Origin of the sequence: Ensifer sp. (assembly GCF_035999185.1) — a bacterium.
In the GTDB taxonomy this organism is placed as follows: domain Bacteria; phylum Pseudomonadota; class Alphaproteobacteria; order Rhizobiales; family Rhizobiaceae; genus Ensifer.
On sequence record NZ_DASYHB010000075.1, the window covers coordinates 1 to 16,472 of the forward strand.

A 16,472-nucleotide genomic window follows, 5' to 3' on the forward strand; every position below is an offset into this window, starting at 1 on the left:
CCGACGATCTGGACGACGCTGCCAAGAAGATCGTTGCCGCGATCAACGGCTAACTGAAGGACCAGACCACATGTCGATTCTCGTCAACAAGAACACCAAGGTCCTCGTTCAGGGCCTGACCGGCAAGACCGGCACCTTCCATACCGAACAGGCGCTTGCTTACTACGGCACGCAGATGGTCGGCGGCATTCACCCGAAGAAGGGCGGCGAAACCTGGACCGGCTCCAAGGGCGAAAGCCTGCCGATCTTCGCGTCGGTTGCCGAAGGCCGTGAGAAGACCGGTGCGGACGCATCCGTGATCTACGTTCCGCCGGCAGGTGCCGCGAACGCGATCATCGAAGCGATCGATGCGGAAATCCCGTTCATCACCTGCATCACCGAAGGCATTCCGGTTGCCGACATGGTGCGCGTCAAGGCCCGCCTCGACCGTTCCAAGTCGCGCCTGCTCGGCCCGAACTGCCCCGGTATCCTGACGCCGGAAGAATGCAAGATCGGCATCATGCCGGGCTCGATCTTCCGCAAGGGTTCGGTCGGCATCGTCTCGCGCTCCGGCACGCTGACCTATGAAGCCGTGTTCCAGACCTCCAACGAGGGCCTCGGCCAGACGACGGCTGTCGGCATCGGCGGCGACCCGGTCAAGGGCACCGAGTTCATCGACGTGCTCGAGATGTTCCTCGCCGACGAAGCCACGACCTCGATCATCATGATCGGCGAAATCGGCGGCTCGGCCGAAGAGGATGCGGCGCAGTTCCTCATCGATGAAGCCAAGAAAGGCCGCAAGAAGCCGATGGCCGGCTTCATCGCGGGCCGTACCGCACCGAAGGGCCGCACCATGGGTCACGCAGGGGCTGTCGTTTCCGGCGGCAAGGGCGATGCGGAATCCAAGATCGCCGCGATGGAGCAGGCAGGCATCCGCGTGTCGCCTTCGCCGGCCCGTCTCGGCAAGACGCTCGTCGAAGTCCTCAAGGGCTGATCTGAACTTCTGCCCGGGCCGGAGCGATCCGGCCCGGGCAACCTGCAACCCGCATGTTTCCCTGGCTGAATGAAGGTCAGGACGTGCGGCGAAGAACTGCCACGGTGGTCTCGGCGCGTCCGTTCGATGCGCGGCGCCGTAGGAAAAAGGCCCGGCGCCCGATCGCGCCGAACGAACATGAACGGCCGGCATACCCGGCAACCCAACTTCAGTCAGGAGGCGGACAGGAAACGTCCGCGTGAGACCATGACAAGGCAAGAGGCCAACGAGCAATTCCAGCTCACATCCTTTCTGGACGGCGCCAACGCCGCCTATATCGAGCAGCTCCAAGCACGCTATGAAGCGGACCCGGCGTCCGTGTCGCCCGAATGGCAGGCCTTCTTCAAGGCGCTCGCCGACCGGCCGGAAGATGTCGTGAAGGCAGCAAAGGGCGCCTCCTGGAAAAAGAGCAACTGGCCGATTCCGGCGAACGGCGAACTCGTCTCCGCGCTTGATGGCGACTGGGGAACGGTCGAGAAGGTCATCGAAAAGAAGGTCAAGGCGAAGGCTGAAGAAGCCGCCGCTGTCACCGGCACGGTCGCAAGCGCTGCCGACATCCATCAGGCGACGCGCGATTCCGTCCGCGCCATCATGATGATCCGCGCCTACCGCGCCCGTGGTCACCTGCACGCCAAGCTCGACCCGCTCGGCCTTGCCGCTCCGGTCGAGGACTACAACGAGCTTTCGCCGTCGAACTACGGTTTTGAGGACAAGGATCTCGACCGCAAGATCTTCATCGACAACGTGCTCGGCCTCGAATACGCGACCGTGCGCGAGATGGTCGAAATCCTCGAACGTACCTACTGCTCGACGATCGGCGTCGAATTCATGCACATGTCCAACCCGGAAGAAAAGGGCTGGATCCAGGAACGCATCGAAGGTCCGGACAAGGGCGTCGAGTTCACGCCCGAGGGCAAGAAGGCGATCCTCCAGAAGCTGATCGAGTCGGAAGGCTTCGAGCAGTTCATCGACGTCAAGTACAAGGGCACCAAGCGCTTCGGTCTCGACGGCGGCGAATCGCTGATCCCGGCGCTCGAGCAGATCATCAAGCGCGGCGGCCAGGAAGGCCTCAAGGAAATCGTTCTCGGCATGGCCCATCGCGGCCGTCTGAACGTTCTTTCCCAGGTCATGGCAAAGCCGCACCGCGCCATCTTCCACGAGTTCAAGGGCGGCTCCTACGCGCCTGACGACGTCGAAGGTTCCGGTGACGTGAAGTACCACCTCGGTGCGTCCTCGGACCGCGAGTTCGACGGCAACAAGGTTCACCTGTCGCTGACGGCGAACCCGTCGCACCTTGAGATCGTCAACCCTGTGGTCATGGGCAAGGCCCGCGCCAAGCAGGACCAGATGGCGACCGTCTTTGAAGGCGACATCATTCCGCTGCGCGAACGCTCGAAGGTCATGCCGCTGCTGCTGCATGGCGATGCCGCCTTCGCCGGCCAGGGCGTGATTGCCGAAATTCTCGGCCTGTCGGGCCTTCGCGGTCACCGCGTCGCCGGCACGGTGCACTTCATCATCAACAACCAGATCGGCTTCACCACCAATCCGGCCTTCTCGCGTTCGTCGCCCTATCCGTCCGACGTCGCCAAGATGATCGAGGCGCCGATCTTCCACGTCAACGGCGACGATCCGGAAGCGGTCGTCTACGCGGCCAAGATCGCCACCGAATTCCGGATGAAGTTCCACAAGCCTGTCGTCGTCGACATGTTCTGCTACCGCCGCTTCGGCCACAACGAAGGCGACGAGCCGGCGTTCACGCAGCCGAAGATGTACAAGGTCATCCGCGCCCACAAGACAGTCGTCCAGCTCTATTCGGACCGACTGATCGCCGAAGGCCTGATTACCGAAGGCGAAGTCGAGAAGATGAAGGCCGACTGGCGCGCCCACCTCGAACAGGAGTTCGAGGCCGGCCAGTCCTACAAGCCGAACAAGGCCGACTGGCTTGACGGCGTCTGGTCGGGCCTGCGCTCGGCTGACAACCAGGACGAACAGCGCCGCGGCAAGACCTCTGTGCCGATGAAGCAGCTCAAGGAAGTTGGCCGCAAGATCTCCGAGATCCCGGCGGGCTTCAATGCGCACCGCACGATCCAGCGCTTCATGGAAAACCGCGCCAACATGATCCAGACCGGCGAAGGTGTCGACTGGGCCATGGCCGAGGCGCTGGCATTCGGCACGCTCTGCGTCGAAGGCACCAAGATCCGTCTGTCCGGTCAGGACTGCGAACGCGGCACCTTCTCGCAGCGCCACTCGGTGCTCTACGACCAGCAGACGGAAGATCGCTACATTCCGCTTGCCAACCTCGCGCCGACCCAGGCCCGCTACGAAGTCATCAACTCGATGCTTTCGGAAGAGGCCGTGCTCGGTTTCGAATACGGCTATTCGCTGGCCCGTCCGAACGCGCTGACCCTCTGGGAAGCCCAGTTCGGCGACTTCGCCAACGGCGCGCAGGTCGTTTTCGACCAGTTCGTCTCGTCGGGCGAACGCAAGTGGCTGCGCATGTCGGGTCTCGTCTGCCTGCTGCCGCACGGCTATGAAGGCCAGGGTCCGGAACACTCGTCGGCCCGCCTCGAGCGCTTCCTGCAACTTTGCGCGGAAGACAACATGCAGGTCGCCAACGTCACGACGCCGGCGAACTACTTCCACATCCTGCGCCGCCAGGTGAAGCGCGACTTCCGCAAGCCGCTGATCCTGATGACGCCGAAGTCGTTGCTGCGCCACAAGCGTGCGATCTCCAGCCTGTCGGAAATGGCCGGCGAGAGCTCGTTCCACCGCCTGCTGTGGGACGATGCCGAGGTGATCAAGGACGGTCCGATCAAGCTGCAGAAGGATTCCAAGATCCGTCGCGTCGTGCTCTGCTCGGGTAAGGTCTATTACGACCTGCTCGAAGAGCGCGAAAAGCGCGGCATCGACGACATCTACCTGCTGCGCGTCGAACAGCTCTATCCGTTCCCGGCCAAGGCGCTGATCAACGAGCTCAGCCGCTTCCGCAACGCGGAGATGGTCTGGTGCCAGGAAGAGCCGAAGAACATGGGCGCCTGGTCGTTCATCGATCCTTACCTCGAATGGGTTCTCGCCCATATCGACGCCAAGTATCAGCGCGTGCGCTACACCGGCCGTCCGGCTGCCGCTTCGCCGGCGACGGGCTTGGCGTCGAAGCACCAGGCGCAGCTTGCCGCCTTCCTCGAGGACGCGCTGGGGGGCTGACGCTCCCCTCGCTCTGAGCCACCAGAAACAGATATCTGATCAACGGAACAAAAATCATGGCAACAGAAATCCGCGTTCCCACCCTTGGCGAATCCGTCAGCGAAGCGACCGTCGGCACCTGGTTCAAGAAGGTCGGCGATGCCATCAAGGCCGATGAACCCCTGCTCGAACTCGAAACCGACAAGGTGACGATCGAAGTCCCGGCGCCGGCCGCCGGCACGCTCTCCGAAATCGTTGCACAGGCCGGCGAGACCGTCGGTCTCGGCGCGCTGCTCGGCCAGATCGCCGCCGGCGCTGCTGCGGCCGCCCCGGCTGCGGCCGCTGAGAAGAAGGCCGATCCGGCTGCTGCCGCTCCGGCTGCTCCGGCTGCCGCTGCCGTATCGGCTCCGTCTTCGATGCCGCCGGCACCGTCGGCCGGCAAGCTGCTGGCCGAAAACAACCTGTCAGCCGACCAGATCGACGGTTCGGGCAAGCGTGGCCAGGTGCTGAAGGGTGACGTGCTTGCGGCCGTCGCCAAGGGCATCTCGACGCCGGCCGCTTCCGAGCCGGCCAAGGTCCAGGCCCGTGCGCCGTCGACCGCCGAAGACGTCGTTCGCGAAGAGCGCGTCAAGATGACCCGCCTGCGCCAGACGATCGCGCGTCGCCTCAAGGACGCACAGAACACCGCCGCCATGCTCACCACCTACAACGAGGTGGACATGAGCGCCGTCATGTCGCTGCGCAACAAGTACAAGGACATCTTTGAAAAGAAGCATGGCGTGAAGCTCGGCTTCATGGGCTTCTTCACCAAGGCCGTCACCCATGCGCTGAAGGAAATCCCGGCTGTCAACGCCGAGATCGACGGCACCGACATCATCTACAAGAACTACTGCCACATCGGCGTCGCCGTCGGTACCGACAAGGGTCTTGTCGTTCCGATCGTTCGCGATGCCGACCAGATGTCGATCGCCGAAATCGAGAAGGATATCGGTCGCCTCGGCAAGGCTGCCCGTGACGGCGCGCTGTCGATGGCCGACATGCAGGGCGGCACCTTCACCATCTCCAACGGTGGTGTCTACGGCTCGCTGATGTCCTCGCCGATCCTGAACGCGCCGCAGTCGGGCATCCTCGGCATGCACAAGATCCAGGACCGTCCGGTCGCCATCGGCGGCCAGGTCGTCATCCGTCCGATGATGTATCTCGCGCTCTCCTACGATCACCGTATCGTCGACGGCAAGGAAGCCGTGACCTTCCTCGTCCGCGTCAAGGAAAGCCTCGAGGATCCGGAACGCCTGGTTCTCGACCTCTAAGATTGTTGAGCATGGGGGTGCCTCGGCGCCCCCATGCATCGCCGCTTGAAACGGCGGCAGCGATGGTAAGCCATCGCCGACCGGTTTGCCGCGCAATGCGCCCGGCCGGAGCTGTCAGACTGATCTAAACTGGGCCTGATTTTTGCGAGGGGTCATGGAAGCTGCAGCAGCGTCGACGGAAATCTGGGTGATCGGCTGGAGCGCCGTATTCCTTCTCGTCCATATCATCGTGCAGGCGACGTCACTCGATCTCGCCCACGACCTCGGTTTCAAATACCTGCTCGGTCCGCGTGACGAGCAGAAGGTCCCAAAGAGCATTATTGCAGGACGGTTGCTGCGCTCGCTGCGTAACATGCTGGAGACCTATCCCGTGTTCGTCGCGCTTGCGCTTGCGCTGGTGGTGACGGGCAAGACCGGCGGTCTCGGCGCGACCGGCGCCGTGACGTGGCTGATCGCACGGATTGTCTACACCCTGCTCTATGTGGCCGGCGTTCCCGTGCTGCGCACGCTCGTCTGGTTCGTTTCGATCATCGCGCTGGTGCTGATGATCGTGCGGCTGATGGCCTGACGCCGCTGCTGTTGCGCTAGAGGAGACCGTCCAATGGCATTCGGACCCAATGTTCCGCCGATCCAGGCGCATATCTGCGTCAAGGACGGACTTGCCGCCATCGGCTTCTATAAGAAGGCGCTCGGTGCGGTGAACACGTTCCACGCGATGGCCGAGGATGGCAAACGCGTCATGCACGCCAATCTCGCCATCTATGGCGGCGAGGTCATGCTGCATGACGAGTTCCCGGAATTCGGCGGCAGCGTGCTGTCGCCGGCGACGATCGGCGGCACGGGCATTGCAATCAGCATCAACCTGCCGAACCCAGGAGATGTCGATGCCGCCTATGCAAAGGCCATCGCTGCCGGGGCATCGACAGTGCTGGAGCCGCAGGATACCTTCTGGCACGCACGCTACGCGCGCATCAAGGATCCCTTCGGCCACGTCTGGGCCTTCAACGCACCGGTCGCACAATCATGAGCCAATATCTTTTCGAGCTTGCATCGCTGATGGCAATCTTTGCCTTTGCCATCGTTTCTCCCGGCGCCGACCTGGCCATGGTCATGCGCCAGTCGATCGTGCATGGCCGCCGACCGGCGATCATCACGTCCTTCGGCATCGGCTCATCGCTGATGTTTCATGTGACCTATACGATCCTCGGCCTCGGATTGATCATTTCGCAGTCGATCTACCTCTTCAACATCGTCAAATGGTGCGGCGTCGCTTACCTGATCTATATCGGCATCAAGGCACTGCGCGCCGGCCAGACCGAGATCAAGGTGGAGCGCGCGGACGGCAATGAGCGGGCCAAGGGCCAGTCGGCCGCCAAGGCCTTCGGCCTCGGCTTTGCCGCAAACGCGCTCAACCCGAAGCCGGTGTTCTTCTTCCTGTCGATCTTCTCGACGGTCGTCAGCGCGCACACGCCGATCCTCGTCAAGTTCAGCTATGGCCTCGTCATGGCCACCTGCCTGATCCTGTGGTTCGTCGGCGTCAGCCTGTTCATGACGACGCCGCGCATGCGCGCCGCCTTCACGCGCGCCAGCAAGTGGATCGACCGCGCGAGCGGCGTGGTCTTCATCGCGCTCGGCCTGAAGCTCGCGACGGAGAGGGCTGCCTGATCATGGTCTCCAGTCGCCCCGCATTGATCTTGTTGGCAAGCGCGCTCGCCGCGCCGGCTGCCACTGCCGATTGCAAGCAGTCGCACGCAATCTATGCCGATCGTGACGGCGGCTACGAATTGCGTTTCGAGCCGGTCGGTTCGGCGAGTGCGGCGACCAGCAACCATTTCAAGGTGGCGGTTTTGAAGCCCGGCCTGCTACTCGACGGTGTCGTGATGCCGGCGGGTGAACCGGAGCGCGCGACCGGGTTGATCATGCACAATTGCCCGGAAGGTGACGCAACCGGCGAGGAACTGCGCGCCTGCACGGTGTGGCAGGGTGTCGTCTATGCGCTCGACAAGGCGGGTGCGGTCAGTGAAATCCCCGCCGAAAGCGAGCCTGCGGCAGCACAGCTTCTGCTTCCCGATTTCGGGCCGTCGCTGCGGGCGTCGAAGGCCTGGGGCAAGGGCAAGGCGGACGCCGACAGCTGGGATGCCTTCGTGTTCAAGGGATGCGCCGCATGAGCCAAAACCCCGTTCTCCTCGTGACCGGCGGCAGCCGCGGCATCGGTGCGGCTATCTGCCTTGGTGCTGCAAAAGCAGGCTGGCGCGTCGCGGTCAATTTTGCCACGAACCGTGGCGCGGCCGATGCGGTTGTCGATGCCATCAAGAGGGCCGGCGGCGAGGCGATCGCGGTTCAGGGCGACGTCGGCTCCGAAACCGATATCCTGGCGATCTTTGCCGCCGTCGATGCCGCCTTCGGCCGGCTGGACGGCCTCGTCAACAATGCCGGCATTGTCGGTCAGACGGCCCGCGTCGACGAAATGTCCGTCGATCGGCTGGAGCGCATGTTCCGCATCAACATCACCGGCTCGATCCGCTGTGCTGCCGAAGCTGTCAGGCGCATGTCGACACGCTACGGCGGCAACGGCGGCGTCATCGTCAACATCTCCTCGATGGCTGCCGTGCTCGGCTCGTCGGCGCAATATGTCGACTACGCCGCCTCCAAGGGCGCGATCGACACCTTCACGGTAGGCCTTTCGCGCGAGGTTGCGGCCGAGGGCATTCGGGTCAACGCGGTTCGCCCTGGGATCATCGATACCGAGATCCACGCCTCCGGCGGCCTGCCGGATCGCGCCCGTGATCTTGCCCACACCATTCCCGTCCAGCGACCCGGCACCGCCGAGGAAGTCGCTGACGCGGTTCTCTACCTCCTGTCGGACAAGGCGACTTATGTGACGGGAGCAATTCTCAATGTCAGCGGCGGGCGGTAACCGCCCCTGAAGGAAGGACAACAAAATGTCATATGATCTCATCGTTATCGGCAGCGGCCCCGGCGGCTATGTCTGCGCCATCAAGGCGGCACAGCTCGGCCTGAAGGTGGCCGTCGTCGAGAAGCGCGCCACCTATGGCGGCACTTGCCTCAACATCGGCTGCATCCCTTCGAAGGCGCTGCTGCATGCCTCCGAGATGTTCCATCAGGTCGCTCACGGCGTCGACGCGCTCGGCGTCGAGGTTGCCGCGCCGAAGCTGAACCTCGAAAAGATGATGGCGCACAAGGACGCGACCGTTAAGTCCAACGTCGACGGTGTTTCGTTCCTGTTCAAGAAGAACAAGATCGACGGCATCCAGGGCACCGGCAAGGTGCTCGGCCAGGGCAAGGTTTCCGTCACCAACGACAAGGGCGAGGAGCAGATCCTCGAAACCAAGAACATCGTGATCGCCACCGGCTCGGACGTCGCCGGCATTCCGGGCGTTCAGGTCGACATCGACGAGAAGGTGATCGTTTCGTCCACCGGCGGTATCGCGCTTGAAAAGGTTCCGGCCAACATGATCGTCGTCGGCGGCGGTGTCATCGGCCTCGAACTCGGCTCGGTCTGGGCCCGCCTCGGCGCCAAGGTCACGGTTGTCGAATATCTCGACACCATCCTCGGCGGCATGGACGGCGACGTCGCCAAGCAGTTCCAGCGCATGCTGGCCAAGCAGGGCATGGACTTCAAGCTCGGCGCCAAGGTGACGGGCGTGGTCAAGGACGGCAAGGGCGCCAAGGTGACCTTCGAGCCGGTCAAGGGTGGCGACGCCCAGACGCTCCAAGCCGACGTCGTGCTGATTGCCACCGGCCGCAAGCCCTATACGGACGGTCTTGGCCTCGACAAGGCCGGCGTTGTCATGGACCAGCGCGGCCGTGTCGAGATCGACCATCACTTCCAGACGAGCGTTGCCGGCATCTACGCGATCGGTGACGTCGTGCGCGGCCCGATGCTCGCCCACAAGGCGGAAGACGAAGGCGTGGCGGTTGCCGAGATCCTCGCCGGCCAGGCCGGCCACGTGAACTACGACGTCATCCCGAGCGTGGTCTACACCCAGCCGGAAGTCGCCTCCGTCGGCAAGACCGAGGAAGAACTGAAGGCTGCGGGCGTCGCCTACAAGGTCGGCAAGTTCCCCTTCACCGCCAATGGCCGTGCGCGCGCCATGCTCGCCACCGATGGTTTCGTCAAGATTCTTGCCGACAAGGAAACCGACAAGGTGCTCGGCGGCCACATCGTCGGCTTCGGCGCCGGCGAGATGATCCACGAGATCGCCGTTCTGATGGAATTCGGCGGCTCGTCGGAAGACCTCGGCCGCACCTGCCACGCGCATCCGACCATGTCGGAAGCTGTGAAGGAAGCGGCTCTGTCGACCTTCTTCAAGCCGATCCACATGTAAGGATCATGCGAGAGGGCTGCGGCAAACGCGGCCCTCTCGTTCCAGTCGGCAAATCGAGCACAATCCGACTGTCGTTGCGGCCCCTGTCCGCTTGTTCCCGTCCGCGCACGACTTTGCCGTCGCGGTTTTTTCGTCTCTGACGCGGGTGCTCGCTTATTCCTCCGAAGCAGACCGGACCGCGTGGAAGCGCTCCTCGAACTCGCGCCTGAGGCTGCGGCGTGCTTCGGCGGCGCGCTGCCGGCGCTTGCGATCGGCAGTGTCGGTCAGGAGGGTCGGAACGGGTGTCGGGCTGCCTTCGGCATCGACGGCGACCATGGTGAAATAACAGGAATTGGTGTGGCGGCGCTCGCCGCTGCGGATGTTCTCCGCTTCGACGCGGATGCCGATTTCCATCGAGGTCCGACCGGCATTGTTGACGGCCGCACGGAAGGTCACGAGCTCGCCGACCTGGATAGGCTGGCGAAAGGTCACCTGGTCGACCGACAGCGTCACGGCATATTGCTGCGAATAGCGCGAGGCGCAGGAGAATGCCACGCGGTCGAGCAGGTTGAGCAGCGCGCCGCCATGGACCTTGCCGCTGAAGTTCGCCATGTCGGGCGTCATCAGGACGACCATTTCGAGTTCACGCGGGTCATGGCTGTGTTCCATGGTTCATCTCCTGGCCTGGATGCGATTGTCGACGTCTGATCGGAGTTATGCGGGCTTGCGACAGCGAAGGGAAGGGTGGTCTTGCTGGCCGCACCGATACCGGGTGTGACGATTGGCCCGAGGCCTGCGACAAGCGGCGGCCTGTGCAGCGGCGGCAGGGCGCGCGATCATTTGGCCCTACGCAGGATCGATGATGCCTGACACGCCTGGAGGAACCATGAAACCGAGAGCCGTTGCCGCGCCGCTGCCGAACCGGCACCTTCCGAATGCCGACTGGGCCGATCGCTTCGAGCTGGCCCTCGACGGCAAGGGAATGACGGCTGCGGAGGCCGCCGAGCGGTCGCTTGGTCGCTCACCCCGCTGGGTCCGCAACCTGCTACGGATACGCAACGGTGCCGTCTCGATCATCGGCCTGAAGACGGCGGCTCCCGGTCCGGGTCGCCTGGGATTGGTCGGAGCCTTTCCGGTTCTGGAAAAGAGCGATGACGAGGTGGTGCTGGGGCTTGATGACAAGCATCTCGATTTTCGCATCGTCGTTGATGTCAGGGCAGGGTCAGCGGTCAACCAGATCGTCGGTGTCACGACCCTGATCCGCCGACACAACGCGCTCGGACGTGTCTATCTGGCGGCGGTCATGCCGTTTCACAAGATGATCGTGCCAACGCTGCTTGAGGGGGTCGGCAGGTCGGGGCGCTGACCTATCGCATCTGACAGAATTCGGTCTTCAGCCCCGAAGCAGCCTCTCATGTGGGGGCGCTGCGCTGAAGCTGCCGCCGGATCCGGTCGACCAAATCCGTCAGTTGGCGCGCGTAACGCCGAAGCCCTCGGCGCGCAGCAGTTCGACCAGGCCTTCCTTGCCTGGAAGGTGCAAGGCGCCGACGGCCATGAAGGCGCCGCCTTTATCGAGGATCGGCTCGGCGCGTGTCGCCATGATCCTGTTGCGGTCGACGATGATGCGCTGCTCGAAATCGGCATAGCCGAAATCCTCGGCAGTCTTGTCCGACACCGCCTTCATCATCGGCATGATCATGCCGGTGTCGCCCGAGAGATAGAGATCGGTCATGGTTGCAAAGACGTCATCGATCGTCTTGCCGAGCGCCAGCGTCTCGATCAGCGCGCGCAGGTGCAATTCGGTCGGAAGCGAATCCATTGCCGAGAGCTGCTCGACCAGCGTCTCCAGGCCCTTCAGCGTCTTGCCCTGGCTGACCGCGTCCTCGGCGATCTTCTTGTCGAGGAAGGAGGCGCCGGCGGCCTTGCGGGAGATTTCGCAGGCGGGCAGCGCGACGAAGCTTGCGATCATCCAGGGTTTCATGCGGGCAACGAGCGTCAGCGGGATGCCGCGCGCCTTGAGGCCGGCTTCCAGCGTCTCGCGATCGCCGGGCTTCAGAAAATCGGCGATGGTCTTGTTGTCCGGAAACATGGTGAGGTCGGGCCGCATCAGGATCGCGGCTGCCGATTTCTTGTCGTCAAGAATCTCGTCCGATTCGACGATGACGGTCGAGGCCGCCGCAAAGGCGCTCGGGGCTTCGGGCGGCAGGGCAAGCACGCGCGGATCAGTGACATGCATGGTGCCGAGCAGCCAGGACGGTGGAATGCCATCTTTCTCGATCTTCCAGAAAATGCCCTTGCTGTTTGGGATGGCCGCGGCTTCCGCTTGGAGGCTCGCAAGCTTTGCCGGATCCGACTTGGCAAGGGCGGTCAGGACGTTCGAGCCACCGCATTCCACTTCGGCAGCATCGGCATCGGCGACGAACAGGAGAGTGACGACGAGACTGGCGGCGAGCACGACATGCAGCAGGGCAAACAGCCATAACGCGCCATCGGCGAGCCGGGCAAAAAGATTGCGCGGCAGGTTTCGATCAGGTCTCGCAAAGGCGGTCATCGTTCTTCCCCGACAGTCGGAGGCGCGAGTCTATGCGCGCGCCGGTCACGGCTTCCTTAAGAGCCATGGTTAATCCAATCGTTCGCCGAAAATCAGGCGCGCGGATGGGCGCGGTCGTAGATCTCGAGAAGCCGGGCCGAATCGACGCCGGTATAGACCTGGGTCGTCGACAGGCTTGCATGGCCGAGCAGTTCCTGGATGGTCCTGAGGTCGCCGCCGCCGGCAAGCAGATGCGTGGCGAAGGAGTGACGCAGAGCATGCGGCGTGGCGGTATCCGGCAGGCCAAGGGCACCGCGCAACTTCTGCATTTCGCGCTGGATGATGGCCGGCTGCAGCTTGGCGCCGCGCGCGCCAAGAAACAGCGGTGCGTCGGTCGCGGGATTGTAGGGGCAGAGCTTCAAATAGGTGGTGACCGTCTCGCGGGCAGCGTCGATCAAAGGCACGATACGCGTCTTGCCGCCTTTGCCGAGAATGCGCAGCGACGACGGCGCGCCGGCGAAATCACCCGGGGTCAGCCCGAGTGCTTCGGAGATGCGCAGGCCGCAGCCGTAGAGCAGGGTCAGCACCGCCGCATTGCGTGCGGCGATCCACGGTTCCTCGGCAAGCTGTGCCTCCGATGTCACGACGTTCAAAGCTTCGCGATCGGTCAGCGGCTTGGGCAGGGATTTCGGCTGCTTTGGCGCACGCACGGCTGCAGCCCCGGCTGCGTTGGCCAGGCCGTTGCGTTCGAGATAGCGCAGGAACGAGCGCAAGCCGGCGAGCCCGCGACCGAGCGTGCGGGCACCGGCGCCGCCCTTGCGGCGCTGGGCAAGAAAGCCGCGCAGGTCGGCCGGCCTCAGCGTCCGAATGTCGGAAAGCTCAGGCGGTCCGGCGAGATGGCCGGTCAGAAACGTCAGGAACTGGCGCGTGTCGCGCTCATAGGCCTCGACCGTATTGTCCGAGAGGCGGCGCTCGCGCATCAGCCCGTCGAGCCAGCGCTGGCGCTCTGCGAGCAGCTCCGGATGGCCGATGACAAGGAGCTCGTTCATTGTCGTTTTCCTGGTTTTGTCCATCGGCGACAATGCCCTGACGCATCTTATGTATTTGCTAATGCGCCCTTGGAATTTGTCATTCTTCGATCATATAGAATTGCGATGGTCAGCCGCAAACAAACGGATTGGACTATGGCGGGACGGGATTCGGTGAACGGAATCGCGCATTTTGCTGAAGTAATCGCCCTGGTCTCCCAGGGGCAGCCTGGCCACATCGTCGACACCCTGATTGCCGAGCGTGGCCAACGGATCGTCAAGAGCCCGCTGTGGCCGTTGATGCGGCCCTTCCTCTACGCGTTGCTGAACTATCGCAAGGCGCACGAGTTCGCCGATGCGGTCGCCAACATGCCGGGCTTTCACGCTTTCGAACATCTAAGTTCGCTGCTTTCGCTGGAGGTGCGGGTTGATCGCCCCGAGCGCATTCCGGCCAAGGGCGGCTTCCTGCTCGTCAGCAACCATCCGACCGGCATTGCCGATGGCATCGCTGTCTTCGATCTGCTCAAGACGCGGCGGCCGGACATGATGTTCTTCGCCAATCGCGACGCCATCCGCGTCAATCCGCGCTTCGTCGAGATGGTCATCCCGGTCGAATGGCGCGAGGAATACAAGAGCAAACTGAAGGCGCGCGAGACGCTGCAGGTGACCAACCGGGCGATCGGCGAGGGCAAGGCGACGGTGCTCTTTCCGTCCGGGCGCATCGCCTACTGGGCGGACGGCTGCCTCAACGAGCGGCCATGGAAGACGTCGGCGGTGGGGTTTGCGCGCAAGTATGGCCTGCCGATTCTCCCCGTCCATATGAGCGCTCGCAATTCCGGCCTGTTCTACTGGTTTGCCAAGTGGTCGACCGAGCTGCGTGACATGACCGTGTTCCACGAACTGCTCAACAAAAAGGGCGACCTCTTCGATTTCCGCATTGGCAACCTGATCCCGCCGGAAGCGCTCGAGGGCGAGGCGGGCGAGGTGACGAAGGCGCTTGAACGGCACACGGTGTTCGAGCTTGCAGCCGACGCGGACGCGCGCTTTCAGCCGAAGCTGCAACTGGGGACGGCGATTTAAGGTTGTCGCCGCGGCGTGCGCCAGCAACGATCCTTCGCGACTTCACGTTGGGCGGTGGATCGGTTAGGTCTGGTCCATGCTGCTACAATCCATGTTTGCCGAAAACTATCGCTCGTTGAGGTCGATCCGCATGGACCTGACCGGGGTCAACCTGTTCATCGGCGAGAACGGTGTCGGAAAATCCAACCTCTATCGTGCGCTTCAACTGATCCAGTCGGCGTCACGCGGTACGCTGGCGCGCGAGATCGCGGAAGAGGGCGGCATGTCTTCGGCGCTCTGGAGCGGCCGACGCCGCGCCGACAAGCCCGCACGCATCCGGCTTGAAACCGAGCTTCTGGACGAGGAGCGCGCGATCACCTTCCGTTACCGCATCGAGGCGGGACTGCGTCCACCCGTAGCCGCGGCTGGTTTCGCCTATGAGCCGCAGGTCAAAGAAGAGGAACTGACGGTCGAGACGGGCCGCCGGCCGGTGACAATGATGAAGCGGTCGGGACCGGGCATCTTCGTGCGCGGCGAGCGCGGGCGGATGGAAGACTATCCCGAGCAGGCGCTGACATCGGAGACGGCGATCTCGTTGCTCGGCGATGCCGGCCACTATCCGGAGGTCGGAACCTTCCGACGCGCGGTCGACCAGTGGCGCTTCTTTCACGGTTTTCGAACCGATCGCGATTCGCCGCTGCGGCTGCCTTGCCTTGCCGTGACCGCGCCGATGCTCGACGAGACCGGCGTCAACATGGCGGCGGTCTTTGCGACGCTGAGGCACACGCGCGAGGATACGGTCGATCTCGATCGCGCGGTCGCCGATGCCTTCAGTGGCGCACGCCTGGAGGTTCCCGAGCCGGGCCAATTCGCCGAGTTTTCGTTGGTTTTCCCGGATTTTCCCAATAGGCCGTTTTCGCCGCGCGAGCTTTCCGATGGGCAGATGCGGTTCCTGGCGCTCGCGGCCGCGCTTTTGTCCTATCGCCGCCCCCGCTTCATCGCGCTCAACGAGCCTGAGACGAGCCTGCATCCGGACATGCTGCCGGCGCTTGCCGATATGATCGCCAGCGCCTCCAAAGAGAGCCAGATCTGGATCGTCACCCATTCGGAGCGGCTGGCCGACGAAGTGCGCCAACGCTCAGGCATCCGTCCGCGCCGGGTGATCCGCAAGGACAGCGCCACCTGGATCGACGGCATGCGGCTGACCGGGCTGATGGACGACGACGAATAGCGGGCAACAAAAAAGCCCCACATCGCTGCGGGGCTTTTTCCAAGTATTTCCGAACAGATCAGGCGATCTTCTGGCCGGTCTTGGCCCAGTCGGCGAGGAAGGTTTCCAGGCCCTTGTCGGTCAGCGGGTGCTTGACCAGTGCCTTCAGCGTTGCCGGCGGTGCGGTGACGACGTCGGCGCCGATGAGGGCGGCTTCCTTGACGTGGTTGACGGTGCGGATCGAGGCCGCGAGGATTTCGGTCTCGTAGCCGTAGTTGTCGAAGATGTGGCGGATTTCGCGGATCAGGTCCATGCCGTCGAAGGCGATGTCGTCGAGGCGGCCGACGAAGGGCGAAACGAAGGTCGCGCCGGCCTTGGCGGCGAGCAGCGCCTGGTTGGCCGAGAAGCACAGCGTCACGTTGGTCTGGTGGCCGTCCGAGGTCAGCGCCTTGCAGGCCTTGAGGCCGTCGAGCGTCAGCGGCAGCTTGATGCAGATGTTGTCGGCGATCTTCGAAAGGACAGCCGCTTCCTTCATCATCTCGGCGTATTCGGTTGCGGTCACTTCAGCCGAAACCGGGCCCTCGACGATGCCGCAGATTTCCTTCGTGACTTCCGTGATGTCGCGGCCCGACTTCAGGATCAGCGACGGGTTGGTGGTGACGCCATCGAGAAGGCCGAGATCGTTCAGCTCGCGGATTTCCTTGACGTCGGCGGTATCAACGAAAAATTTCATGGGGTCACTCCCTTGGGGCACGATTGCCGTTCGGCGCATATCTACCGGGGAGGAATTCCGTTGGCAGAGATCGCGCGCG

16 protein-coding genes are annotated in these 16,472 nt (G+C 63.5%); 12 read left to right on the plus strand and 4 right to left on the minus strand.

What is annotated here, in order from left to right; all coding sequences use genetic code 11:
- Positions 1-70: 70 nt before the first annotated feature.
- From sucD to lpdA, 9 genes are all read left to right on the plus strand, one after another.
- A complete protein-coding gene (gene sucD / locus VGO04_RS07430; RefSeq protein WP_327495311.1) occupies positions 71-973 on the plus strand; it encodes a succinate--CoA ligase subunit alpha in 903 nt (300 codons plus the stop codon).
- 246 nt (positions 974-1,219) lie between these two features.
- On the plus strand, positions 1,220-4,216 hold the full coding sequence (locus VGO04_RS07435; RefSeq protein WP_327495312.1) for a 2-oxoglutarate dehydrogenase E1 component: 2,997 nt from the start codon (positions 1,220-1,222) through the stop codon (positions 4,214-4,216).
- A 56-nt stretch (positions 4,217-4,272) separates the two neighbouring features.
- Complete coding sequence (odhB, locus tag VGO04_RS07440; RefSeq protein WP_327495313.1) at positions 4,273-5,505, plus strand: 2-oxoglutarate dehydrogenase complex dihydrolipoyllysine-residue succinyltransferase; 1,233 nt, start codon at positions 4,273-4,275, stop codon at positions 5,503-5,505.
- A 154-nt stretch (positions 5,506-5,659) separates the two neighbouring features.
- Entirely contained in the window at positions 5,660-6,073 is a 414-nt protein-coding gene (locus tag VGO04_RS07445) for an MAPEG family protein (RefSeq protein ID WP_327495314.1), read from the plus strand.
- 33 nt (positions 6,074-6,106) lie between these two features.
- The gene (locus tag VGO04_RS07450; protein ID WP_327495315.1) at positions 6,107-6,532 is read left to right on the plus strand and encodes a VOC family protein; all 426 of its coding nucleotides are present in this window, start codon (positions 6,107-6,109) and stop codon (positions 6,530-6,532) included.
- On the plus strand, positions 6,529-7,170 hold the full coding sequence (locus VGO04_RS07455) for a LysE family translocator (protein ID WP_327495316.1): 642 nt from the start codon (positions 6,529-6,531) through the stop codon (positions 7,168-7,170). The genes VGO04_RS07450 and VGO04_RS07455 overlap by 4 nt, the downstream gene beginning before the upstream one ends.
- A 2-nt stretch (positions 7,171-7,172) precedes the next feature.
- Positions 7,173-7,673 carry a hypothetical protein gene (locus VGO04_RS07460; RefSeq protein WP_327495317.1) on the plus strand — a complete coding sequence of 167 codons (501 nt, stop codon included), beginning with the start codon at positions 7,173-7,175 and terminating at the stop codon, positions 7,671-7,673.
- The gene (locus VGO04_RS07465) at positions 7,670-8,422 is read left to right on the plus strand and encodes an SDR family oxidoreductase (protein ID WP_327495318.1); all 753 of its coding nucleotides are present in this window, start codon (positions 7,670-7,672) and stop codon (positions 8,420-8,422) included. Before VGO04_RS07460 ends, VGO04_RS07465 begins: the two co-directional genes overlap by 4 nt.
- Before the next feature lie 25 nt (positions 8,423-8,447).
- Positions 8,448-9,854: a dihydrolipoyl dehydrogenase gene (gene lpdA / locus VGO04_RS07470; protein WP_327495319.1), complete on the plus strand. Its 1,407-nt coding sequence runs from the start codon at positions 8,448-8,450 to the stop codon at positions 9,852-9,854.
- Between the two features lie 153 nt (positions 9,855-10,007).
- Here lpdA and VGO04_RS07475 read toward each other — a convergent pair whose 3' ends face one another.
- Complete coding sequence (locus VGO04_RS07475; RefSeq protein ID WP_327495320.1) at positions 10,008-10,502, minus strand: acyl-CoA thioesterase; 495 nt, start codon at positions 10,500-10,502, stop codon at positions 10,008-10,010.
- Positions 10,503-10,719: 217 nt separating this feature from the next.
- Between VGO04_RS07475 and VGO04_RS07480 the strand changes: the two genes are divergently transcribed.
- Positions 10,720-11,199: a DUF2867 domain-containing protein gene (locus VGO04_RS07480; RefSeq protein ID WP_327495321.1), complete on the plus strand. Its 480-nt coding sequence runs from the start codon at positions 10,720-10,722 to the stop codon at positions 11,197-11,199.
- A 99-nt stretch (positions 11,200-11,298) separates the two neighbouring features.
- Here VGO04_RS07480 and VGO04_RS07485 read toward each other — a convergent pair whose 3' ends face one another.
- A complete protein-coding gene (locus VGO04_RS07485; protein ID WP_327495322.1) occupies positions 11,299-12,384 on the minus strand; it encodes a TraB/GumN family protein in 1,086 nt (361 codons plus the stop codon).
- 92 nt (positions 12,385-12,476) lie between these two features.
- Positions 12,477-13,412 (minus strand): tyrosine recombinase XerC, encoded by a 936-nt coding sequence (locus VGO04_RS07490; protein WP_327495323.1) that lies wholly within the window; start codon positions 13,410-13,412, stop codon positions 12,477-12,479.
- A 135-nt stretch (positions 13,413-13,547) separates the two neighbouring features.
- Here VGO04_RS07490 and VGO04_RS07495 point away from each other — a divergent pair, with 135 nt between their 5' ends.
- Both VGO04_RS07495 and VGO04_RS07500 read left to right on the plus strand, forming a co-directional pair.
- Positions 13,548-14,471 (plus strand): GNAT family N-acetyltransferase, encoded by a 924-nt coding sequence (locus VGO04_RS07495; protein ID WP_327495324.1) that lies wholly within the window; start codon positions 13,548-13,550, stop codon positions 14,469-14,471.
- Between the two features lie 76 nt (positions 14,472-14,547).
- The gene (locus tag VGO04_RS07500; protein ID WP_327495325.1) at positions 14,548-15,681 is read left to right on the plus strand and encodes an AAA family ATPase; all 1,134 of its coding nucleotides are present in this window, start codon (positions 14,548-14,550) and stop codon (positions 15,679-15,681) included.
- Positions 15,682-15,739: 58 nt separating this feature from the next.
- On the opposite strand, the gene fsa is transcribed toward VGO04_RS07500, so the two are convergent.
- A complete protein-coding gene (gene fsa, locus VGO04_RS07505) occupies positions 15,740-16,393 on the minus strand; it encodes a fructose-6-phosphate aldolase (protein WP_025425070.1) in 654 nt (217 codons plus the stop codon).
- Positions 16,394-16,472: the final 79 nt, after the last annotated feature.